This is a genomic window from Phenylobacterium sp. (assembly GCF_031984885.1).
Taxonomy (GTDB): Bacteria; Pseudomonadota; Alphaproteobacteria; order Caulobacterales; family Caulobacteraceae; genus Phenylobacterium.
The window spans coordinates 648664-670865 of record NZ_DAMABV010000001.1; the positions used below are offsets into that span (position 1 = coordinate 648664).

Consider the following 22202-nt stretch of genomic DNA (forward strand, 5'->3'; position numbering starts at 1 on the left):
TCCTCGGCTCCACGCGGTTTGCGGGCGTGGAGTCGCGAGGACGCGATAAGGGCTTAGGCGGCTTGGAGCTGCTCGAGGGTCGAGGCGAAGGCCCAGTCGAGCCAGGGCGTGAGCGCCTCCAGGTCGGAGGTCTCCACCGTGGCGCCGCACCAGATCCGAAGACCGGCCGGGGCGTCGCGATAGCCGCCGATGTCCAGGGCCGCGCCTTCCTTTTCCAGCACCGAGGCCAGCTTCTTGGCGAAGTCGGCCTGGGCGTCCGCGCTCAGGGCGGTGATGCGCGGATCGACGACCTTCAGGCAGACCGAGGTGTTCGAGCGGGTCGCGGGGTCCGCGGCCAGGAAGTCCACCCAGTCGGTCTTCTCGACCCAGGCGGCCAGGGCCGCCAGGTTGGCGTCGGCGCGGCGCTGCATCTCGGCCAGGCCGCCGATCTGGGCGCCCCACTTCAGGGCGTCGATGGCGTCTTCCACGCAGAGCATCGAGGGCGTGTTGATGGTCGCGCCTTCGAAGATGTCCTTGGCCAGCTTGCCGGCCTTGGTCATGCGGAACAGCTTGGGCATCGGCCAGGCCGGGACGTAGCTCTCCAGCCGCTCGACCGCGCGGGGCGACAGGATCAGGATCCCGTGCGCGCCCTCGCCGCCCAGCGCCTTCTGCCAGGAGAAGGTCACGACATCGAGCTTGGCCCAGTCGAGGTCCTGGGCGAAGGCGGCGCTGGTGGCGTCGCAGATGGTGACGCCTTCACGGTCGGCGGCGATGAAGTCGGCGTTCGGGACGCGGACGCCCGAGGTGGTGCCGTTCCAGGTGAAGACCAGGTCGGCGTCCTTGCGGACCTTGGTCAGGTCGGGCAGCTCGCCATAGGGCGCGTCCAGCACCTCGGCCGGCAGCTTGAGCTGCTTGGTCACGTCGGTGACCCAGTCCTTGCCGAAGCTCTCGAAGGCCAGCAGTTGCACCGGGCGGGCGCCCAGCATCGACCACATCGCCATTTCCACGGCGCCGGTGTCCGATCCGGGCACGATGCCGATCAGGAAGTCGTCCGGAACCTCCAGCACCTGGCGGGTGCGGTCGATCGCTTCCTGCAGGCGCGCCTTGCCCAGCTTGGAGCGGTGCGAGCGGCCGAGGACGGCGTTCTGGAGATTTCCGGGGGTCCAGCCGGGGCGCTTGGCGCACGGGCCGGAAGAAAACTCGGGGCGAGCCGGGCGCATGGCCGGCTTGGCGAGGGTCGTCATATCGATGTCTCCCATCCTTACAGATGAGCAGCACCCCGTTGGGGGGGTGTGGCCCGCGGCGGAGAAACCCGAGATCGCGGCGCAGCGCAAGCGAAAGTTTTCGAAATCGGATTTCGCGGCCGGCGGACGCGCCTAGGCGGACCGGCTAAGCCTCTGGCGCCAGCCGACGATCGAACCGACCAGCAGGCAGATGACGATCCCCAGGAAATTCAAGTTGTTGATCCAGGCGTAGAGGACGTCGACCGGCCGCGAGGTGACCATGTAGAAGGCGTGCAGGCTGAACTGTACGGCGTAGAGCAGCATCACCCCGCCCAGCCAGAAGCTGGCGAAGCTGACGGTGATGACGAGAAGGCAGATGGCGGTCAGGCCGTCCAGGGTCAGGCGCGCGAGGGCCTGCGCCGATTCCGGCAGCAGCAATCCGCTCAGGATGGACAGCAGGACGTTGGCGCCGACGACGGCACCGCCGATGCGCTCGGCTGGGCCGCCCTTCCAGAGGGCGAGAAGCGAGATCCCCAGGGTTAGGGCGATCAGGCCAAGAACGATCGGTGATGTCGGCATAGCACTGCGCCCCTAACTCGCATTAGGGGCGCAGCACCAGTTAATCTATTGCAACCAAACTCGGCTCAGCCGACCTGACGCATGACCGTGGAGGTCTCGCGCTTGCGCATTTCCGGCTTGTCCATGTAGCCAAGCTTGGTGCGGATGCCGAGGCGAAGCTGGGCTTCCGCCAGCTCGCTGTGCGCACCGACCATGGCGCTCCGGGCTTCTCCCAGGGCCTTGATGGCTTCCACCATCTTCACCTGCACTTCGTCGGCGAAGACGAGCGAGGCGTTAACTTCCGAGCGGGCCTTCAGCAGATCCGCCAGCAGTTCCGTGGCTTCGACCATGGCTTGGTCAACCGCCGCTTCCGTCGAGAACAACTTGGTCGCGACACGCTGCGCGACAAACGCCTTTTCCATGGGGAACCCCTCCGAGGAAATTAACCAACTCCGTCAAGGTAAACCGGAGGTTAAATTCTACCTAGGAGATTCATGTTCCGTTAACCACGATTTTATCGCTCGACGGTTGTGATCGTGTCTTTGGCGCCACAGTTCGCGCCTGGCGCGAGGCTCCTGGAAGCGAACCGTTAGGAGAATTCGCCTAAATCGGGAGCTCGGATGAAGCTTGGGCTCCATGACTGACCAGCCTCGCACCAACGGTTCCCGGCCGCAGATGACCTTCCACGCGCGCGTGGCGGGGGTGGCCCTGATCACGACCGTCGTGGTGCTGGTCGCCGCGTGCCTGACCTTCATGCTCCAGCAATGGGCCGTGGCCCGCGAGCAGAACCACCAGGCCCACCGCGCCCTGTCGGAGGTCGTCGCCCGCGCCGCCGGCCCGGCCCTGGCCGTTAAGGATTTAGACCGCGCAAGGGTCTCCATTGCTACGCTCGACAGCGACGGCAGCGTCGCCCAGGCGATCCTGAAGGATGACGCCGGGCGCTCGGTCGCCGCCTTCCGGCGGCCGGCGCCGGCCGCCTCGCAGACCTACGAGGTCATTCGCACCCCGGTGGTCGCCGACGGGCGCCGGGTCGGCGAACTGACCCTGACCTTCGAGACCCCGGCGCTCACCGCGCTGCTGCCGCAGTTCGTGGCCCTGACCCTGGCCCTGCTGTTCGGCGGCATCGGCGTGGCGCTGTTCCTGGCCCGCGGACTCGCCTCTCGGGTGATTGCGCCCGTGCTTAAACTGTCCGAGGCGATGCGCGGCGTCGCCGCCAGCGGCCGCTTCACGCCCGTCGAGGTTGAAGCCGACGACGCCCTGTTCCGCAGTCTGACCGACAGCTTCAACCACCTATTGGCGAAGCTCGACGAACGCGAGCAGGCCCTGCAGCGCACCCTGCGCGAGCTGGTCGAGGCGCGCGACGCGGCCAACGCCGCCAACGTGCTGAAGTCGCAGTTCCTGGCCAATATGAGCCACGAGATCCGCACGCCGCTGAACGGCGTCCTGGCCATGGCCGAGGTCATGTCGATGGGCGAGCTGGGCCCCGTCCAGCGCGAGCGCCTGGACGTGATCCGCCAGTCCGGCGGCCTGCTGCTGGCGGTCCTGAACGACGTGCTGGACCTGTCGAAGATCGAGGCCGGCAAGCTGGCCCTGCTGGTCGACGACTTCGACCTGGAGGCGGCCATCGCCCCGACCCGCGACTCCTTCTCGGTGATCGCCCAGGGCAAGGGGCTCGACTTCTCGGTCGAGGTTTCCGAGGCGGCCCGCGGCGCCTGGCGCGGCGACGCCGACCGCATCCGCCAGATCGTCGGCAACCTGCTGTCCAACGCCGTGAAGTTCACGCTCCAGGGCGAAGTCGGGGCGCGGTTCGACATCAGTCCGCAGACCGGCGCCCTGCGGCTGGTGGTGCGCGACACCGGGGTCGGCATCGCCACCGAGAAGCAGGCCAGCCTGTTCGAGAAGTTCACCCAGGCCGACAACTCCGCCACGCGCCGCTTCGGCGGCACGGGCCTGGGCCTGGCCATCTGCCGCGAGCTGACCCAGATGATGGGCGGCGTGATCAGCGTCGAAAGCCGCGAGAGCCAGGGTTCGATGTTCACCGTCGAGCTGCCGCTGGAACGCGGCGAGCTGGCCGTCGAGGCCGCCCCCGCCCCGCAGCCCGCCGAGGAAACCGACGAGGGGGCGCTGCGCCTGCTGGCGGCCGAGGACAACCCGACCAACCAGCAGGTCCTGGCCGCGGTCATGGGCTCGCTGGGCATCGAGATCGACATCGTCGCCAACGGCCGCGCCGCGTTCGAGGCTTGGCGCGACGGGTCCTACGACCTGATCCTCATGGACATCCAGATGCCGGTCATGGACGGCATCGATTCCGCGCGCGCCATCCGCGCCGCCGAACGCGAGACCGAGCGTCCCCGCACCCCGATCGTCGCCCTCACCGCCAATGCGCTGTCGCACCAGGTCGAGGAATACCTGGCCGCCGGCATGGACGGCCACGTGGCCAAGCCGATCGAGATCGCCAAGCTCTATGACGCCATCAGCCGCGCCCTGACCGAGGCCGCGGCCGGCAGCGCGAGCGCCGGCGCGACCGCCGCCGCCTAAGCCGAACCTGAACGCCAGGCAACGGCGGCCTCAGGACCGTTTCAGGTCGGCCATGGTCATCTTGGCTCAACGTCGCTCTCCCGCGACGCGGATGTCCAAGGAGGACCGTCATGAAAAAGCTCGTTCTGGCCCTGGCCGCGGCGTCCGCCCTGGCCGCCGTCGCCGCACCCGCCGCCGCCCAGCCCCATGGCGGCCGCTACGATCGCCACGAGCGCTACGACCGCGCCGACCAGCTTATGTGGCGGATCGAGCAGGCCGAGCGCCGCGGGGCCCTCAACGCCGGCGCCGCGTCCTGGCTGCGCCGCGAGGTGAGCAACACCCAACGCCTGGCCTGGCGCTATGGCCGCGACGGCTTCAGCCAGTGGGAGCGCCAGGACATCGACCGCCGCTACGACCAGTTGGCGCGCCGGGTCGACCGCGACGACCGCCGCTACGGATACGGCTACGGCAACGGCTACCGCCGCTGAGGCGGCGGTAGCGGGCGGAAAGGGGCGGTTCTCCGGAGCCGCCCCTTTTCTCATGCGCCCGGCCGCGCCAGACTGCCGGGGCGGAGGGCGGCATGGCGCATGAGATCACCCACGAGGACGGCCGGGTCGTCAGCGACGACCCGGCGCGGTTCGATCTTCGCCGCGCCCATGGCTGGATCTCCACCGAAAGCTATTGGGGCCAGGGCATTCCGTTCGAGACCTTCGAACGCGCGGTGACGGGCAGCCTGACGATCGGCCTCTATGACCCGGGCGGCCGGATGGCGGCCATGGCCCGGGTGGTCACGGACCGGGCGACCTTCGGCTGGATCTGCGACGTCTTCGTCGACCAGTCCCGGCGCGGCGAGGGCTTGGGCAAGCGGCTGATGGCCTTCATCAAGAGCCATCCGGACCTGCAGGGCTTGCGCCGCATGCACCTGGCCACCCGCGACGCCCACGGGCTCTACGGCCGGTTCGGCTTTTCCCCGCTCACCGGCGTGGACCGCTGGATGGAGATCCGCGGCCCCGGCTACCTCTAGGCGCCCAGGATCGCCAGCTCGGGCCAGCGCCGCTGCGCGGCCTGGGCGGTGCGCAGGAAGCCGCCCGTCGCGCGGCTGGGATTGGGCCGCAGCCGCATGGCGAACAGGTCCTCCAGGCCGAACGGCGCGTGGATGGTCAGCGCATCGTCCGGCTCCAGCCGCACCCCGACCGCGAACACCGTCGAGGTGAACCGCGACAGCGCCTGGGAACTGGAAGTCAGGGGCTCGTAGGGCTCGCCGAACTTCTGCTCGAACCACAGGTGCACCCGCGCCTGGTTGCGCACCTCGACCATCTCCCTGAACGGCGGCTCGAACATCGCGGCGACCTGGCGGATCACCACGTCCTCGGCCTCGTAGGAGGTGTCGGATGCGTCGAAATAGCCAAGGTCGTAGTCCTTGATCCCATAGTCGGGATCGCGGCCGGTCAGGTGGTTCAGCACCGGCTGGTAGACGGCGCCGGAGAACACCAGCCAGTCGGGCAGGGCCAGCCCCCGCACCGTGGTCAGCACATGCATCAGGCTGGGCGTCGCGCGGACGACGGCCTCCAGCCGACGGGTCAGCTCGCCGCTCATTTCGCCGCCCGCAGCGGCCAGCCGTGATCGAGCGGGCCATGGCCGGCGCCGAGGCCCGGCGCGGCGCGCATCGCCTCGTGCACATAGGCCCAGGCCCGCGCCACCGCCTGCGTCAGCGGCAGGCCCTGGGCCAGGCCCGTCGCGCAGGCCGAGGCCAGGGTGCAGCCGGTGCCATGGGTGTGGCGGGTGTGCAGGCGCTCGCCCTCGTAGGTCGTCTCGCCGTCCGGGGTCAGCAGCAGGTCGGTCACCGTCTCGCCGGGGACATGGCCGCCCTTCATCAGCACCGCGCGGGCGCCCAGCTTCAGCAGCGCCTCGCCCGCCCGCCGCTGGTCATCGAGGCTCTCCACGGCCAGGCCGGTCAGCGCCTGGGCCTCGGGGGCGTTGGGGGTCAGCAGGCCCGCGCGCGGGATCAGCAGCACGCGCACGGCGTCCACCGCCTCGGGCGCCAGCAGGTTGGAGCCGCCCTTGGCGACCATGACCGGGTCGACCACCGCCGGAACCGGCGCGCCGCCCAGGATGCGGGCCACGGTCTCGACCATGGCCACGTCGCCCAGCATGCCGGTCTTCACCGCATCGGCGCCGATGTCGTCCAGCACGGCGCGGGCCTGGGCCTCGACCACCTGCGGCGGGATCGGATGGACGCCGGTGACGCCCAACGTGTTCTGGACGGTGACGGCGGTGATCGCGGTCGCCGCATAGCCGCCCAGCATCGTCACGGTCTTGATGTCGGCCTGGATTCCCGCTCCGCCGCCGGAGTCGGAACCGGCGATGATCAGCACTCGGCCCAGTGTCTTGCCCATGCCTTGGAGGTAGCGCGCCGCCGCGCCAAATGCATCGGGATTTACGCAGCCATCCACTGCGGCGCTTCTCGCGGGCGGGGAGCCTGCTAACCTGGACCGCATGAAAGTCGCCCTCGTCACCGGAGCCGGATCCGGGATCGGCCGCGCCAGCGCGCTCGCCCTCAGTGAAGCCGGATACGCCGTCGTCCTGGTCGGACGCCGCGCCGACCGGCTGGAGGAAACCGCCGCGGCGGCGGCCGGCGAGACCCTGGTCCAGGCCGCCGACATCGCCGACGAAGCCCAGGTGGAGGCGCTGTTCGCCGCGACGCGCGAAAGGTTCGGGCGGCTCGACCTGCTGTTCAACAACGCCGGAGCCGGGGCGGGCGGCCGGCTGGAGGACCTGTCGCTGGACGCCTGGCGCAAGGTCGTGGACGTCAACCTGACCGGCGCCTTCCTCTGCACCCGCGAGGCCTTCAGGCTGATGAAGGCGCAGGCGCCGCGCGGCGGGCGGATCATCAACAACGGCTCGATCTCGGCCCACGCGCCGCGGCCCTATTCCGTCGCCTACACCGCCACCAAGCATGCGATCACCGGCCTGACCCGCTCGACCTCGCTGGAGGGCCGCGCCTACGACATCGCCTGCGGCCAGATCGACATCGGCAACGCCGCCACCGAGATGACCCAGGCCATGGCCAAGGGCGTGCCCCAGGCGGACGGCTCCTTCGCGCCCGAGCCGCTGATGGACGTCAAGGCCGTGGCCGACGCGGTGGTGTTCATGGCCGGCCTGCCGCTGGACGCCAACGTCCAGTTCATGACCGTCATGGCGACCAAGATGCCGTTCATCGGCCGCGGCTAGCGCGCGGCCGCGATCGCGCCCCAGACCTTCAGCGCCTGCACGGTCTCGGCGACGTCGTGGACCCGCAGGATGCCGGCCCCCTTCTCCACCCCGGCCAGCGCCGCGGCCAGGGAGCCGGCCAGGCGTCCGTCCAGGGCCGCCCCGCCCACGGGGTCGAGGGCGGCGATGAAGCGCTTGCGGCTCACCCCCAGCAGCACCGGGAAGCCCAGCGCCGCGACCTCGCCCAGGCGGGCGATCAGGGCCAGGTTGTGCTCGGGCCGCTTGCCGAAGCCGATGCCCGGATCGAGGACGATCCTGTCGCGCGCGACGCCGGCGGCCAGCGCCGCCTGCGCCCGCGCGGCCAGGAAGGCGCAGACCTCGCCGACCACGTCGTCATAGTGCGGGCTGGCCTGCATGGTGCGCGGCTCGCCCTGCATGTGCATCAGCACCACCTGGCAGCCCAGCTCGGCGGCGACCGCCGGGGCGTCGGGCGCAAAGCCGAGGGCGGCGACGTCGTTCCAGATGTCGGCCCCGGCGGCGATCGCGGCGCGGGCGACCTGCGGCTTCATGGTGTCGATCGAGATGGCGATGTCGCTCTCGGCCCGGATCGCCGCGATCAGCGGAACCGCGCGGGCGATCTCCGCCTCGGCCGGGACCGGGTCGGAGCCGGGCCTGGTGGACTCCGCCCCGATGTCGAGGATGTCCGCGCCCTCGGCGATCAGCCGCCGGGCGTGGGCCAGGGCCGCGTCGGGCGCCAGGAACCGCCCGCCGTCGGAGAAGCTGTCGGGCGTGACGTTCACGATTCCCATGACCTTCACCTGGCCGGGCATGGACGGAACTCCTCTGGCGCAAACAGCAAGACGCCCTCCTGGCGCGGGGCCGGGAGGGCGTCAAGTTGGTCGGTCGCGGGCCGCCTCAGGCCGGCTCGGGCCGGGGCGGCGAGATCGGCACCGCCACCGAGGGGCCCGAGGGCCGCCGGGCGTCGGCGTCGTCGCGCACCGGGGGCACCCCCTTCAGCGCGTTGATGATCTCGTCGCCGCTCAGGGTCTCGTATTCGAGCAGCGCCTTGGCCAGGGTGTGCAGGTCGTCGATCTTCTCGGTCAGGATCCGGCGGGCCTCGTCGAAGCCGCCCTGGACCAGACGCTTCACCTCGGCGTCGATCAGGTTGGCGGTCTCTTCCGAGACCGACTGGGTGCGCGACACCGAGTGGCCGAGGAAGACCTCGTCCTGGTTTTCGCCGTAGGACACCACGCCGAGCTTGTCGGAGAAGCCCCACTTGGTGACCATGGCGCGGGCCAGCTTGGTCGCCTGATCGATGTCGGACGAGGCGCCCGAGGTGATCTTGTCCTTGCCGAAGATCAGCTCCTCGGCGATCCGGCCGCCCATCAATACGGCCAGACGCGAGGTCATCTGCTCATAGGTCATCGAGAGCTGGTCGCGTTCCGGAAGCTGCATGACCATGCCCAGGGCTCGGCCGCGCGGGATGATCGTGGCCTTGTGCACCGGGTCGGTGGCCGGGACGTTGAGCACCACCAGGGCGTGGCCGCCCTCGTGATACGCGGTCAGGCGCTTTTCGTCCTCGGTCATGGCCATGGACTTGCGCTCGGCGCCCATCATGACCTTGTCCTTGGCGTCCTCGAAGTCGCGCTGGGTGACCATGCGGCGGTTCTTGCGCGCGGCCGTCAGGGCCGCTTCGTTGACCAGGTTGGCCAGGTCCGCGCCGGAGAAGCCCGGGGTGCCGCGGGCGATGGTCTTGACCTCGACGTCGGCGGCCAGGGGCACGTTCTTCATGTGGACGCGCAGGATGCGTTCGCGGCCGCCGATGTCCGGGTTCGGCACCACGACCTGGCGGTCGAAGCGGCCGGGACGCAGCAGGGCCGGGTCCAGGACGTCGGGGCGGTTGGTCGAGGCGATGACGATGATCGCTTCCGACGGGTCGAAGCCGTCCATCTCGACCAGCAACTGGTTGAGGGTCTGCTCGCGCTCGTCGTTGCCGCCGCCCAGGCCCGCGCCGCGATGGCGGCCGACGGCGTCGATTTCGTCGATGAAGATGATGCAGGGGCTGTTCTTCTTGGCCTGCTCGAACATGTCGCGCACGCGGCTGGCGCCGACGCCGACGAACATTTCGACGAAGTCGGAACCGGAGATGTAGAAGAACGGCACGCCGGCCTCGCCCGCGACGGCGCGGCCCAGCAGGGTCTTACCGGTGCCGGGAGGGCCGACCATCAGGGCGCCCTTCGGGATCTTGCCTCCCAGGCGCTGGAACTTCTGCGGGTCCTTCAGGAAGTCGACGATCTCCGTCAGCTCTTCCTTGGCCTCGTCGACGCCGGCGACGTCGTCGAAGGTGACGCGGTTCTTGTTCTCGGTCAGCATCTTGGCCTTGGACTTGCCAAAGCCCATGGCGCCGCGGGCGCCGCCCTGCATCTGACGCATGAAGAAGATCCACACGCCGATCAGCAGCAGGATCGGCAGGCTGTTCAGGAACAGGCCCAGCAGGCCGCCGCCGGCCGACTTCACGTTGATGTCGGCGCCGCCGGATTCGAGGCGCTTGATCAGGTCGTCCTGATTGTTCGGGGTCAGCGCCGTGAACGACTTGCCGCTCGTATCTTTGACCTCGATCGCCGTGCCGCGGAAGGTGGCGGCCTTCACTTCGCCGGAGTTCACCTTGCTCAGCAGTTGCGAGTAGGAGATCTGCCCCGAAGCGCCGGCCGCCTGGCTGCCGCCGGTCATCATGCTGTAGAGGCCGATAAGAACGACGACGATGACGCCCCAGATGGCGAGATTACGCAGGTTCATGACACGCCTTCGTGAAAAGTGTCTCTCAAAGTCCACAATAGGTGGGACTGGCCTGCGGCACTAGCAAGCCTCGTGCCGCGCGACGGAACATCGCGGTTCGGTGAACAGGCTTCAGCCAGACATGCAAAGGGCCGCGCAGTCGCCCGCGCGGCCCCCAACATCAGGCTCAAAGCCTTGATTCTTAACGGCTCGGCTTCTTCGGCGCGGCGATCAGGCCTTCGCGCTGAGCGCGCTTGCGGGCCAGCTTGCGCGCGCGGCGCACGGCTTCGGCCTTCTGGCGAGCGCGCTTCTCGCTCGGCTTCTCATAGTGCACGTGCCGCTTCATTTCGCGGAACGAGCCCTCGCGCTGCATCTTCTTCTTCAGCGCCTTGAGGGCCTGATCGACGTTGTTGTCGCGGACGAAAATCTGAACCAGAGGTCTCTCTCCTATTACCCGTTCCCGCTCGGCCCTCCCGACATCGGGCGGCGGCGAACGGACAAAAGCCTAGCAACCCGCAGGCGCACGACCCTCGGGTTAGAGCGCGGCGGGATAGCAGAAGCGGCGGGCGATGTCCACGGCGGACAGGCGGAAAAACGATCGCTAAGATGCCCCGCATGGCGAATGTAGATGATTGGGCGCAGGACGCCGAACGGCAGGTTTTGGACGCCGCCTTGCAGATTGCCGCCGATCGCGGCTGGACCTGGCCGACGGTGAAGGCCGCCGGCGCGGCCGCCGGGCTGTCGGCGGCGGACGTCGAGCTGCTGCTGCCGCACGGCCCGCGCGACCTCGCCGCCTTGCTGGCAAGGCGTCACGACGCCCTGACCCTGGCCGCCCTGCCCGACCCCGCGGGCTTGAAGATCCGCGAGCGCATCCGCCTGGCGGCCCTGACCCGGATCGACGTCGCGGCCCAGGACGAGGCCGCCGTCCGGCGATGGGCAGGTTTCCTGGCGTTGCCGATGCACCTGCCGCTGGCGCTGCGGCTGCTGTGGGACAGCGCCGACCAGCTATGGCGCTGGGCCGGCGACACCGCCACCGACGAGAACCACTATTCCAAGCGCGCCATCCTCGCGGGCGTCCTGGCCAGCGCCCTGGCCATCCGGCTCTCGTCCGGCCGCGACGCGGCCGTCGCCTTCGTCGAGGCCCGGATCGAGAACGTCATGGCCTTCGAGAAGTGGAAGGCCGGCCTCAAGCCCGCCCAACTGCTGTCCGACGTGGCCGGCGCCCTGGGCAGGATGCGCTACGGCTGAGGCCCCCTCCCCGCTACGCAGGGGAGGAAAAGGTTCTAAATCTCCAGCTCGGCCTCGCTGAGGACGCAGCCTTCGAGCTTGGCGTCGGAGAGGTCGGCTTCCAGGAAGCGGGCGCGCAGGGCGAAGGCGCGGCGCAGGTCGGCCGCTCGCAGGTTGGCGCGGGAGAGGTCGGCGCGCACGAAGCGGCCCTGGCCGATCTCCAGCGGCCCCAGCATCGCCCCGCGCAGGTCGGCCCGCGTGAGCTGGGCCTCGATCAGCCGCGCGCCGCGCAGGTCGGCCATCCGCAGGTTCGCCCCGCGCAGGTCGCAGCGCGACAGGTCCGCGCCCTGCAGCTCGACGCCCTCGAGGTTCATGCCGAACAGGATCGAGCCTGGCGCAATGAGGCCGGTAAGCTTGGCGCGCTTGAGGGACGCCACCGGCCGGAAGTCGATCGCCGAGAGCCGCGCGGCCGCGCCGTTGCGGCCGGCGCTCTGGCAATAGGCCTCGTGCGCGGCCAGCACCTGGGCGAGCGGGCGCTCGTCCACATAGACCACGGCCGGCGGCGCGCGCAGCACGTCGGAGAGGTCGGCGCCCTCGACGGTGGCGAAGCTGAAGTCGACGCGGATCAGGATCGCGCGCCGCAGCGAGGCGCCCGAGAGGTCGGCGCCGGCCACCTGGGCCCCGGTGAGGTCGGCGCCGTCCAGCCGGGCCTTGATCAGCCGCGCCCCGCCGAGCTGGGCGTCGGTGAGGTTGGCGTCGGTGAAGTCGGTGGCCAGGGCCGAGGCGCCGGTCATCTGGGCGCCGGTCAGGTCGGCCCCGGTCAGCACCGCGAAGTTCAGCTCGCCCGGCCCGCCGGCATGGTCGAGGTAGCGGAAGCCCTCGGTGCGGTCCTGCAGGGCGATGCGGCCCTCGCGCAGGTCGCAGCCGGCCAGATTGGCCCCCGCCAGGTTGGCCCCGCGCAGCGAGGCGCCGCGCAGGTCGGCCTTGGAGAGGTTGGCGCGCCGCAGGTCGGTGTCGCGCAGGTCGGCGCCGAACAGGATGGCGCGTTCGAGCTTCACCCCGGCCATCATCGCGCCCGAGAGCCGCGCGCCGGTCAGGTCGGCGTCGCTGAGGTCCAGCCCCTCGAGCTTGAAGCAGGACAGGTCCGCATAGGCGAGGTTCGCCCGCCGCCCGCCGGTCCGGCGGGCGAGATAGCGGCGATGGGCCTCCAGGACGCGCTTGAGCGCCTGGGGTTCCAGCGGCCGATAGAGGTTGGCGACTGCGGACATGCACACCAGCGTAAGTTGAAGCTGGCAGGATCGCGCAACGCGCTTAAGGAACGGTTGCCCGATTGTGATTTCGTCGGGGCGATTTCTGGGCGAGACCGGCGATCTACAGCCAACCCATCCGCCTGAAACAGATAAACGGGGTAATCCCCACGATAACCATAAATAGAATAGCCAATGTATACCCGATAGAACCATGTAATTCGGGCGGCGCGCCGAAGTTCATCCAGGGATAGACGCGACCAGGGACGGCTGCTGGAAGACGACAACCGCCGCCGGGCAGGACTTGTTGAAGACGTCCTCGCCGTGAGCGGAGGGCGATCGCAGATGGCTTTCCTCTCCCCTTGCGGGAGAAGACGGCGCCGCGAAGCGGGGGCTCTCAGGCGCGACGTCGCTCGCCTGACACCTTCTCCCGCAAGGGGAGAAGGACGGGGGCCGCGCCTCAGTTGGACTCGGCCGGGGGGGTCATCTGGGTGGCGGCCTGGATCAGGGCGGCGATCCGGTCGGTGGAGTCGGCGGCCTGGCTCAGCATCTGCAGCGGGCCGGCGCCCGGGCGGACGACCGAGGCGACCTGGCTGGCCGCGCCCTGGGCCACGGCGATGGCGGTGTTCTGGGCGTCGTTGAGGCGGTTGCTGGCCATGCGGACGGCGTTGGCGTCCTGATAGATGAAGCCGTGGGTCGGATAGGTCGACGAGCCGAGATCGCGCACCGGGTCGTACCAGACCTTGACCTGCGACCAGTCGCCGGCCGGCGAGACGTCGATGACGGTGACGTCCTTTTCGATCTGCCCGCGCGTGCCGCCGATGCGCGACCAGTTGGCGTGGGTGATCTGGATGACGCGGTCGGTGAGCACCTGGCTGACCACGGCGACGTGGCCCAGGCGCATGTTGCCCGTGGGCTTGAAGCAGAGGACCGCGCCCGCCTTGGGGCTGAAGCCGGTTTCGTACTTGCCGACCGCCTGACGCCACCAGGTCCAGGCGTCGCCATAGATCTGGACGCCGGAAATCAGCCGCGCGAACGGCACGCACTGCCAATAGGTGTCGGCCATCGCACCGGAGATCGGGGCAAAGAACATAACCGCCGCGGCGGCCAGGGAGCCGATCACGGCCCTCGGTCGTTTAAGCATGCTACGGGTACTCCCCCACGCGAACGGCGTAAGGGGTAACCATCCTATGGCCCGATGAAAAGAGTCTTTACGCGCCTGCGGTGGAAGGTCGCCGAGCCTTCCAGGCGGCGGCCCACAGCTTCATGCGGGACCGGGCAGGTCTTTCGATGAGATGATATGACGCAGCCGCCAGTGGAACCACGCCGGCCAGGAAAACTAACCACAGCCAGAGGGGCAGGCGCTCGTCGCTAAGCTCAAATAGTTTGTCGGCGGCGTTCACGAATACAATCTTCCATGGCACGCAAACCATGTAGACCGAGTAGCTGATCTCGCCCAGATAAACGAGCTGTGCGTTACCAAATGTTTCAGACCCTGTTTGCGCCATGCGCGCCAGGAAGAAGATCATCGCACCCAGCCCGATCACAATTACGGCATCTGGAGCGGCGATCGCCGCCGAAATGAGCACGGCGAGGGTGGAAACGGCGGCCCCGGCCAGGGCCACGCGGCGATTCTGCGAGGGCCGGGCGCGCCAGAGGGCGTGCAGGGCGCAGCCATAGGCGAAGCAGGGCACGATCCGCAGCGCCCCCCACTGGATGGTCGCCTGGGTGAGCGGGAAACCGGCCAGGTGCTGGAAGACGGCGTAGAGCCCGGCCAGGAAGCCGATCGCCAGGCCGAGCGCGACCAGCGGCCGGTTCTTCAGCGCCAGGGCGGCCCAGGCGAACAGCGGGAAGGACAGGTAGGCGAACCACTCGGCCGAGATCGACCAGGACGGATGGTTGAAGGCCGCCTGCGGGGCCAGGCCCCAGGCCTGGAGCAGCAGCAGGTTGGCCGGCAGGGATTCCCAGGAGAGGATGTTGGCGTCGACGCCCAGGCCCGCCGCCTGCGCCCCCAGCGCCAGGGCGATCATGGCGACCAGGGTGGCCAGGTGCAGCGGGTAGACCCGCGCCAGCCGGTTCCAGAGGAACGGCCCGTAGCGAAAGCGCCCCTCCTCCAGGCTGGTCCGGTAGACGTGGCAGAGGATGAAGCCCGAGAGGACGAAGAACAGCTCCACCCCGAGGTAGCCCTTCTGCACGAACAGCGGGATCGCCGCCTCGAGGTCCAGCTTGGGCCAGTAGTGGAACAGCACCACCCAGAAGGCGGCGAAGAACCGCAGCGAGGTGAGCTGGCGGATGTTCGAGGCGTCGTTCATCGCGGCTTCGTCCCGTTCCGGCGCCGTTCTCGGGCCAAGGTCGGGGCGGAGCATGGGCCGGCAAGCCTGACCATTCGGTTACGGGGGCGGCCGCATATGGCCCGGGCTCCCTTTCCTCCCCTGCGTCAGCGGGGGAGGGGGACCGCCCGAAGGGTGGTGGAGGGGGCGAGCGGCTTGCTCGGTGGGCGGGGCCGCCCCCTCCACCGGCTGCGCCGGTCCCCCTCCCCCATGAATGGGGGAGGAAAAATACGGCGACCGAGCCTTGCCGAAGACCCCCGGGGGGAGCGCGCTCGTCCTTCTGCCCTTGCGGGAGAAGGCTAGGCGGCCCCGGTCATGTAGCGGTCCCAGTAGCCTTCCGCCGGCTCGACCTGTTCGACGACGTCGACCCAGAGGCCGGAGGGGTCGAAGAAGCCGAAGCGCAGTTGGCCGAACGGCTCCTGGGCCAGGGCGTAGTCGACGCGCAGGCCGGCGGCCCGGAAGGTCTCGTAGGCCAGGGTCGCGTCCTCGACCTGCAGCTCGAAGCACATGCCCTTGCCGGAAAACGCCTCCGGCCCCGGCGGGGCGGAGGGGTGGCTCGGGTGCATGAAGGCCAGGCTGGCGCCCTCGGCGGCCAGCAGGATGAACCAGTCGGCCTCGAAGGCGACCTCGAAGCCCAGGCAGGCGACCCAGAGGTCGCGGCACTCGCGCAGCCGGGGGGTGACGATGATGGGATAGCGGTCGACGAACTTCATGGCGTTTGCCCTTGATCAGTCCTGGCCGCGAGTTAAGATACAGACAGTCTGTATGTCAAACAGGAAATCGCCGATGGGCGTGAAGGCGGAAAAGGCGATGGCCACCCGGGCCCGGCTGCTGGCCGCGGCGCGCGAGCTGTTCGCGACCCAGGGCTATGCGGCGACCGGCACCGAGGCGATCCTGGCGGCGGCCGGGGTGACGCGCGGGGCGCTCTATCACCACTTCGCCGACAAGCAGGCGCTGTTCGCCCAGGTCTGCGAGGACCTGCACGGCGAGGCCGAGCGGGTGATCGAGACCGACGCCGATGCGCAGGGGTCGGCCTTCGACGGGCTGATCGCCGGCTGCCTGGGCTTCCTCGACTTCATGGCCGCCCCCGACGTGCGCCGCATCCTGATCCTGGACGCCCCCAGCGTGCTGGGCTGGGAGGCCTGGAACGAGATGGACCGGCGCCATGGGTTCGGGCTGCTGATCGAGGGCGTGGAGGCCGCCGTGGCCGAGGGCTCGCTGCGCGGCGACCCGCAGATGCTGGCGGTGATGATCAACGGGGCGCTGAACTATGGCGTGGTCTGGGCCGGCCAGTCGGAGACGCCGGAGGCGCTGGCGCGGCTGAAATCGAGCTTCGTCGAGATGGCGGGCCGCTTGCGGCGCTGAAACGCCACCTTATCTGTCGCGGTTGGCTCGATAGAATTTCCACCCGACCGAAAGGACCCCGATGGACACCCTGATGACCCTGGCTGCTGATCCGGCCGTGTGGGCGGCGCTGATCACGCTCATCGTCATGGAGGTCGTCCTGGGGATCGACAACCTCGTCTTCATATCGATCCTGTCGAACAAGCTGCCGCCGGAGCACCGCACCAAGGCCCGCCGCGTGGGGATCGGCCTGGCGCTGGTCATGCGGCTGGCGCTGCTCTCCACCCTGGCCTTCATCGTCGGCCTGACCGCGCCGGTGTTCGAGCTGCCCTGGCAAGGGGCGCTGGACGAGCACGGCAAGCCGGCCTGGGAGATGGTGTTCTCGTGGCGCGACCTGATCCTGATCGTGGGTGGCCTGTTCCTGGTCTGGAAGGCGACCACCGAGATCCACCACTCGGTCGACCCGACCCCGAACGACGACGTGTTCGACACCAAGACCGCGGCGGCCAAGAACTTCGGCGCGGCCATCGTGCAGATCATCATGCTGGACCTGGTGTTCTCGATCGACTCGATCCTGACCGCCGTGGGCATGACCGAGCACCTGCCGGTGATGGTGATCGCGGTGATCGTGGCGGTGGCGGTGATGATGATCGCCGCCGACCCGCTGGCCGACTTCATCCACAACAACCCGACCGTGGTGATGCTGGCCCTGGGCTTCCTGCTGATGATCGGCGCGGTGCTGATCGCCGACGGCTTCGGCGTGCACGTGCCCAAGGGCTACATCTATGCGGCCATGGCGTTCTCGGGCCTGGTCGAGGGGCTGAACATGTGGAGCCGCAACGCCGCCAAGAAGCGCGCGGCCTTGGGCCAGGACGCCACCAAGCACTAGGCTGGGCCGCCGAGGCTCCCCCTCTCCCCGGGGGGAGCCTCGGCGAAGCCGTCTCGATGCTGCGCATCGAGCCGCCTCCCCCAGGAGGGGAGGACCTATCTTCAGAGAAAGCTGTAGGGATCGACGTCGATGGCCACCCGGATCGCGCCGGGCGGGCGCACGCGGGCGCGCCAGGTGGCGAGGTAGGCCGAGAGGTCGACATTGCGGTCGGCGCGGATCAGGAAGCGCTTGCGCCGCCGGCCGCGCACCAGGCTGAGCGGGGCGTCGGCGGGGCCGTAGACCTCCACCCCCTCGGCGTTGGGCGCGACCTTGGCCATCTCGCGGGCGAAGGCCTCCAGGGCCGCGGCGTCGGGGCCGGAGACCACGATCGCCCCCAGCCGCCCGAACGGCGGCAGCTTCATGATCTCGCGCTCGGCCATCTCGGCCTCGACGAAGGCGTCGCGGTCCTGGGCCTTCAGCGCCTGCATCACCGAATGCTCGGGGGCGTAGGTCTGCAGCAGGGCGCGGCCGGGACGCTCGCGCCGCCCGGCCCGGCCGGTGGCCTGGGCCAGGAGCTGGTAGGTGCGCTCGGCCGCGCGCAGGTCGCCGCCGCGCAGGCCAAGGTCGGCGTCGACCACCCCGACCAGGGTCAGCTTGGGGAAGTTGTGGCCCTTGGCGGCGGCCTGGGTGGCGACCAGGATGTCGATCTCGCCCTGGGCCATGGAGTCGACCAGGCGGCGGGCCTCCTTGGCGTCCCAGACGGTGTCGGACGAGAACACCGCCACGCGTGCGCCTGGGAACAGGTGACGGGCCTCCTCCTCCACCCGCTCGACCCCCGGGCCGATGGAGGTCAGGCTGTCCCTGGCCCCGCAGTGCGGGCACTTGTCGGGCTTGACCATCGAAAAGCCGGTCAGGTGGCAGACCAGGCGGCCGCTGTAGCGGTGCTCGACCAGCCAGGAGTCGGTGTCGGGCGAGGTCAGCTTCTCGCCGCAGGCCTTGCAGAGCACCAGCGGGGCGTAGCCGCGACGGTTGAGGAACAGCAGGGTCTGCTCGCCGGCGGCCAGCGTTTCGCCCATGGCGTCGACCAGCGGCGGCGAGAGCCAGCGGCCGGGCGGCGGCGGGGTGTCCTTCAGGTCGATCAGGGTGATGTCCGGCAGTTGCGCGGTCCCGTGGCGGCTGGTCAGCTTCAGCCAGCGGTAGCGGCCGGTCTCGGCGTTGCGCAGGGTCTCCAGCGAGGGGGTGGCCGAGGCCAGGACCACGGCCGCGCCCTCGATCTTGCCGCGCATCACCGAGAGGTCGCGGGCCTGGTAGATGAAGCCCTCGTCCTGCTTGTAGGAGCCGTCGTGCTCCTCGTCGACGACGATGAGGCCGAGCCGGGCGAAGGGCAGGAACAGGGCCGAGCGGGCGCCGATGACGATGCGGGCGCGGCCGGTGGCGACGGCGTCCCAGACCCGGCGGCGCATCGGCGGGGCGACGTCGGAGTGCCATTCGGCCGGTTCGACGCCGAAGCGCTCCACGAACCTGGCGATCACCGCCTGGGTCAGGGCGATCTCGGGCAGCATGACCAGCACCTGGGCGGCCGGGTCGCGGGCCAGGGCGGCGGCGGCGGCCTCCAGATAGACCTCGGTCTTGCCCGAGCCGGTGACCCCGTCGAGCAGGGCGACGTTGAAGCCGCCCTCGCCGACCATCCCGACCAGGGCCTGGGCGGCGGCGGCCTGGCTGGGGTTCAGCGCATGGCCGGCGCGGGCGAGGTCGGGCTCGGGAAAGCTAGCCTCGGCCTCGATCAGCCGCAGGGCCAGGGCGCCCTCGTCGACCAGGCCCTTGACGACGCCGGCCGAGACCCCGGCGGCGCGGGCGAGGTCGGCCGGGGCCTGCGGCCCGGCGGCGGCGGCCTGCAGCACCTTGAGGCGCGCGGGCGTGGCGCGGGCGGGCAGGACGCCGGTGGCCTCCAGCACCTTCTCGGGCCGGGCCTTGGGCGCGCGGGCGCCGCGGATGGCGATGGCCAGCGGCTGGCCCGGCGCGTCGACCGAATAGCGCGCCGCCCACTGCACGAACTCGATCGCGCCCGGCGGCAGCGGCGGGGAGTCGAGCTTGCTGTCCAGGAGCTTGAGCGGCCGGTTGCCGCCGGCGGCCTCGCGCAGGGCGACCACCACGCCGCGCAGCAGCCGCGGCCCCAGCGGCGCGGCCACCTGGTCGCCGACGACGAGCTCCATCCCCTCCGGCTCGGCGTAGTCGAACGCCTCGGGCAGGGGCATGGGCAGGAGGACGGAGGCGATGCGGCTCATGGCCCGGTCCACATAGGCTGGTCCGAGAGGGCTGCAACCGGTAAAGAGCGCGCGAAACCCCGCGCCAGAAGGTCACCCATGCAGCTCTTTCTCGACACCACCGACATCGGCCTGCTCAAGGAGCTCACCGCCACCGGCCTGGTGGACGGGGTGACCACCAACCCCACGCTGATCGCCAAGTCCGGACGGCCCATGCTGGAGGTCATCGCCGAGATTTGCGAGCTCGTCGAGGGGCCGGTCAGCGCCGAGGTCGCCGCGACCACCGCCGAGGGCATGCTGGCCGAGGGCGCCAGGCTCTCGCAGATCGCCCCGAACGTGGTGGTGAAGGTCCCGCTGACCCGCGAGGGCCTGATCGCCACCGCCGAGTTCGCGGTGCAGGGCATCGCGACGAACGTCACGCTCTGCTTCTCGGCCGCCCAGGCCCTGCTCGCCGCCAAGGCCGGCGCCAGCTACATCTCGCCGTTCATCGGCCGCCTGGACGACTACGGCGCCGAGGGCATGGGCCTGATCCAGGAGATCCGGGCGATCTACGACAACTACGGCTTCGACACCGAGATCCTGGCCGCCTCGATCCGCACCCCGGCCCACGTCACCGCCGCAGCCCTGGCCGGGGCCGACTGCGCGACCATTCCGCCCACGGTCTTCGCCGACCTCTTCAAGCACCCGTTAACCGAAAAGGGTCTTGAACAGTTCCTCAGCGACTGGGCCAAGACGGGCCAGTCCATCCTGTAGAACGCTGGGGGCGGGCATATGGAAGGCGGGGCGAAGGCGAAGGAACACGGTCTGGAGCCCCGCGAAGTCCGCGCCTTCCTGGCCGACAATCCCGACTTCCTGCGCGGCGACACCGCGCTGCTGGCCGAGCTCGGCCTGCGCGCCGACGCCGCCAACGTGATCGACTTCGGCCCCGCGGCCCTGGCCCGCGTGCACGAGGCCCACAAGCGCGAATCGAGCGCGCGCAAGCACCTGGAAGCCACCGCCCGCGCCAACTTCGCCGCCCAGGCCCAGACCCACGGCGCGGTCGTGGACATGCTGGAATCGCGCAACCACGCCGACCTGGCCCGCCGGGTCGACGAGCTGGCCCAGTTGCGCTTCGGCCTGGTCAGCGGCGTGGTCGCCCTGGAAGGGCCCGAGCGCACCCCGGCCGGCTGGCGGATGCTGGTCGACGGCCAGATCGACATGATCATCGGCCACGACCGCGTGGCGCTGATGGGCTTCGAGCCCGTCGCGCTGGGCCTGTTCGGCGAGCGTGCGCCGCAGGTCCGCTCGATGGCCATGGTCCGCATGGCGATCTGGGAGCCCTCGCGCGAGGGCCTGCTGGCCTTCGGCTCGGCCGACGAGCACGGCTTCACCGAAGACATGGGCGCCGAACTGGTCGCCTTCCTCGCCCGCGTGGTCGAGCGGACGGCGGAGCGGTGGCCGGTCCTGTGACCAGCGCCCGCCAGGCTCTGGCCCAATGGCTGGAGCACCTGGCCAAGGAACGCCGCGCCTCGCCGCGCACGGTCGAGGCCTACGCCTTCGCCGGCGGCCGCTACATCAGCTTCCTCGAACGCCATCGCGGCGAGGCCCTGAGCCTCTCCGACATGGGGACCCTGGCCGCCAGCGAGATCCGCGCCTGGCTGGCGCACCTGCGCCAGGGCGACCACCCGCTGTCGCCGCGCTCGCTGTCGCAGTCGCTGTCGGCGATCCGCACCTTCCACCGCTTCCTCGACCGGCGGCTGGACACCCCTAACGCCGCCATCGCCCTGGTGCGTGGACCCCGCGTCGTCCCCTCCGCCCCGCGCCCGGTCAGCGAGGACCAGGCCGTCGGCCTGATCGCCGAGCCGGCCTTCGACCCCGATCGCGACGACTGGGAGGTCAGCCGCGACCAGGCGGTGCTGACCCTGCTCTACGGCTGCGGCCTGCGCATCTCCGAGGCGCTGTCGCTGAAGCGCTCGGACGCGCCGGTCCCCGAGACGCTGCGCATCCTCGGCAAGGGCGGCAAGACCCGGATCGTGCCGGTGCTGCCGGCGGTGCGGGAGGCGGTCGACGCCTATCTGGCCGACCTGCCGTTCGGGCTGGAGCCCGACGCGCCGCTGTTCCGCGCCAAGCGCGGCGGCCCCTTAAGCCCGCGCCACGTGCAGGCGACGGTGCAGAAGCTGCGCGGGCGCCTGGGCCTGCCCGACAGCGCCACGCCGCACGCCCTGCGCCACTCGTTCGCCACCCACCTGCTGGGGGCCGGCGCGGACCTGCGCTCGATCCAGGAACTGCTGGGCCACGCCTCGCTCTCGACGACGCAGCGCTACACCGAGGTCGACGCGGCCTCCCTGCTCAGCGCCTACGCCAAGGCGCATCCGCACGCTTGAGGGACGGAGCCCGCCACCCTCGCCTGACGATCAGGCCTCCGCCTTCACCAGCGACGGCAGGCGGTCGGCCAGGCCGGATGTGGCGAGGCGGCGCCTGTTCCTTGAACTCAGGCGCGAATGGGTCCCGGTCTTGCTTCGCAAACCGGGATGACACCTGTTTTTTCCTCCGGTGGCGTTTGGCGCAAGCTGCTCGGCGGATTTTGAAACACCAAGACCACGAAGGACACGAAGAGCACGAAGGCGCCGTGGGGGTGGATGGCGTGGCGCGAGGGGTGGAGCGCGCCTTTGGCGCCGTGC

23 protein-coding genes are annotated in these 22202 nt (G+C 70.1%); 10 read left to right on the forward strand and 13 right to left on the reverse strand.

All coding sequences use genetic code 11. The annotated features are described in order from the left end of the window. Positions 1-53: 53 nt before the first annotated feature. The 3 genes from RTL41_RS03085 to RTL41_RS03095 form a co-directional block, all read right to left on the reverse strand. Positions 54-1223, reverse strand: a complete 1170-nt coding sequence (locus tag RTL41_RS03085) for a phosphoserine transaminase (protein WP_312161211.1) — start codon at positions 1221-1223, stop codon at positions 54-56. Positions 1224-1355: 132 nt separating this feature from the next. After that, complete coding sequence (locus RTL41_RS03090) at positions 1356-1781, reverse strand: hypothetical protein (RefSeq protein ID WP_312161212.1); 426 nt, start codon at positions 1779-1781, stop codon at positions 1356-1358. Between the two features lie 65 nt (positions 1782-1846). Continuing rightward, positions 1847-2182 carry a hypothetical protein gene (locus tag RTL41_RS03095; RefSeq protein WP_312161214.1) on the reverse strand — a complete coding sequence of 112 codons (336 nt, stop codon included), beginning with the start codon at positions 2180-2182 and terminating at the stop codon, positions 1847-1849. Positions 2183-2396: 214 nt separating this feature from the next. Between RTL41_RS03095 and RTL41_RS03100 the strand changes: the two genes are divergently transcribed. From RTL41_RS03100 to RTL41_RS03110, 3 genes are all read left to right on the forward strand, one after another. Beyond that, the gene (locus tag RTL41_RS03100; protein ID WP_312161216.1) at positions 2397-4298 is read left to right on the forward strand and encodes an ATP-binding protein; all 1902 of its coding nucleotides are present in this window, start codon (positions 2397-2399) and stop codon (positions 4296-4298) included. Between the two features lie 110 nt (positions 4299-4408). Beyond that, the gene (locus RTL41_RS03105) at positions 4409-4765 is read left to right on the forward strand and encodes a hypothetical protein (protein ID WP_312161217.1); all 357 of its coding nucleotides are present in this window, start codon (positions 4409-4411) and stop codon (positions 4763-4765) included. Positions 4766-4857: 92 nt separating this feature from the next. Continuing rightward, positions 4858-5301: a GNAT family N-acetyltransferase gene (locus tag RTL41_RS03110; RefSeq protein WP_312161219.1), complete on the forward strand. Its 444-nt coding sequence runs from the start codon at positions 4858-4860 to the stop codon at positions 5299-5301. On the opposite strand, the gene RTL41_RS03115 is transcribed toward RTL41_RS03110, so the two are convergent. Both RTL41_RS03115 and thiD read right to left on the reverse strand, forming a co-directional pair. After that, positions 5298-5873 carry a nucleotidyltransferase family protein gene (locus RTL41_RS03115; RefSeq protein ID WP_312161221.1) on the reverse strand — a complete coding sequence of 192 codons (576 nt, stop codon included), beginning with the start codon at positions 5871-5873 and terminating at the stop codon, positions 5298-5300. The genes RTL41_RS03110 and RTL41_RS03115 overlap by 4 nt on opposite strands. Next, entirely contained in the window at positions 5870-6673 is an 804-nt protein-coding gene (gene thiD, locus RTL41_RS03120; RefSeq protein WP_312161223.1) for a bifunctional hydroxymethylpyrimidine kinase/phosphomethylpyrimidine kinase, read from the reverse strand. Before thiD ends, RTL41_RS03115 begins: the two co-directional genes overlap by 4 nt. A 100-nt stretch (positions 6674-6773) precedes the next feature. On the opposite strand from thiD, the gene RTL41_RS03125 reads away from it, so the two are divergent. Beyond that, complete coding sequence (locus RTL41_RS03125) at positions 6774-7508, forward strand: SDR family oxidoreductase (protein WP_312161225.1); 735 nt, start codon at positions 6774-6776, stop codon at positions 7506-7508. Here RTL41_RS03125 and folP read toward each other — a convergent pair. From folP to rpsU, 3 genes are all read right to left on the reverse strand, one after another. Then, positions 7505-8317, reverse strand: a complete 813-nt coding sequence (gene folP, locus RTL41_RS03130) for a dihydropteroate synthase (RefSeq protein ID WP_312161227.1) — start codon at positions 8315-8317, stop codon at positions 7505-7507. The genes RTL41_RS03125 and folP overlap by 4 nt on opposite strands. A gap of 85 nt (positions 8318-8402) precedes the next feature. After that, positions 8403-10283 (reverse strand): ATP-dependent zinc metalloprotease FtsH, encoded by a 1881-nt coding sequence (gene ftsH, locus RTL41_RS03135; protein WP_312161229.1) that lies wholly within the window; start codon positions 10281-10283, stop codon positions 8403-8405. Positions 10284-10464: 181 nt separating this feature from the next. After that, positions 10465-10698, reverse strand: coding sequence for a 30S ribosomal protein S21 (rpsU, locus tag RTL41_RS03140; protein ID WP_111275467.1), 234 nt, complete (start codon positions 10696-10698; stop codon positions 10465-10467). Positions 10699-10877: 179 nt separating this feature from the next. Between rpsU and RTL41_RS03145 the strand changes: the two genes are divergently transcribed. Next, positions 10878-11510, forward strand: a complete 633-nt coding sequence (locus RTL41_RS03145; RefSeq protein WP_312161231.1) for a COQ9 family protein — start codon at positions 10878-10880, stop codon at positions 11508-11510. A gap of 35 nt (positions 11511-11545) precedes the next feature. Here RTL41_RS03145 and RTL41_RS03150 read toward each other — a convergent pair whose 3' ends face one another. The 4 genes from RTL41_RS03150 to RTL41_RS03165 form a co-directional block, all read right to left on the reverse strand. Further along, complete coding sequence (locus RTL41_RS03150; RefSeq protein WP_312161233.1) at positions 11546-12757, reverse strand: pentapeptide repeat-containing protein; 1212 nt, start codon at positions 12755-12757, stop codon at positions 11546-11548. A 439-nt stretch (positions 12758-13196) separates the two neighbouring features. Next, positions 13197-13880, reverse strand: a complete 684-nt coding sequence (locus tag RTL41_RS03155; protein WP_312161235.1) for a CHAP domain-containing protein — start codon at positions 13878-13880, stop codon at positions 13197-13199. 67 nt (positions 13881-13947) lie between these two features. Further along, positions 13948-15048: an acyltransferase gene (locus RTL41_RS03160; protein ID WP_312161237.1), complete on the reverse strand. Its 1101-nt coding sequence runs from the start codon at positions 15046-15048 to the stop codon at positions 13948-13950. 317 nt (positions 15049-15365) lie between these two features. After that, entirely contained in the window at positions 15366-15779 is a 414-nt protein-coding gene (locus RTL41_RS03165; RefSeq protein ID WP_312161239.1) for a VOC family protein, read from the reverse strand. Positions 15780-15852: 73 nt separating this feature from the next. On the opposite strand from RTL41_RS03165, the gene RTL41_RS03170 reads away from it, so the two are divergent. Both RTL41_RS03170 and RTL41_RS03175 read left to right on the forward strand, forming a co-directional pair. Beyond that, positions 15853-16431, forward strand: a complete 579-nt coding sequence (locus RTL41_RS03170; RefSeq protein WP_312161241.1) for a TetR/AcrR family transcriptional regulator — start codon at positions 15853-15855, stop codon at positions 16429-16431. A gap of 61 nt (positions 16432-16492) precedes the next feature. Next, positions 16493-17299 (forward strand): TerC family protein, encoded by an 807-nt coding sequence (locus RTL41_RS03175; RefSeq protein WP_312161243.1) that lies wholly within the window; start codon positions 16493-16495, stop codon positions 17297-17299. A 101-nt stretch (positions 17300-17400) separates the two neighbouring features. Here the strand turns inward: RTL41_RS03175 and RTL41_RS03180 are convergent, their stop codons facing one another. Continuing rightward, positions 17401-19563, reverse strand: a complete 2163-nt coding sequence (locus RTL41_RS03180) for a primosomal protein N' (protein ID WP_312161245.1) — start codon at positions 19561-19563, stop codon at positions 17401-17403. A 78-nt stretch (positions 19564-19641) separates the two neighbouring features. Between RTL41_RS03180 and fsa the strand changes: the two genes are divergently transcribed. Genes fsa through RTL41_RS03195 form a run of 3 tightly spaced genes read left to right on the forward strand, consistent with a single transcriptional unit; the run spans position 19642 to position 21905 of the window. Further along, positions 19642-20295 (forward strand): fructose-6-phosphate aldolase, encoded by a 654-nt coding sequence (gene fsa, locus RTL41_RS03185; RefSeq protein ID WP_312161247.1) that lies wholly within the window; start codon positions 19642-19644, stop codon positions 20293-20295. Between the two features lie 18 nt (positions 20296-20313). After that, a complete protein-coding gene (locus tag RTL41_RS03190; protein ID WP_312161248.1) occupies positions 20314-20991 on the forward strand; it encodes a DUF484 family protein in 678 nt (225 codons plus the stop codon). Beyond that, on the forward strand, positions 20976-21905 hold the full coding sequence (locus RTL41_RS03195) for a tyrosine recombinase XerC (protein WP_312161250.1): 930 nt from the start codon (positions 20976-20978) through the stop codon (positions 21903-21905). The genes RTL41_RS03190 and RTL41_RS03195 overlap by 16 nt, the downstream gene beginning before the upstream one ends. The last annotated feature ends 297 nt before the right edge of the window (positions 21906-22202 follow it).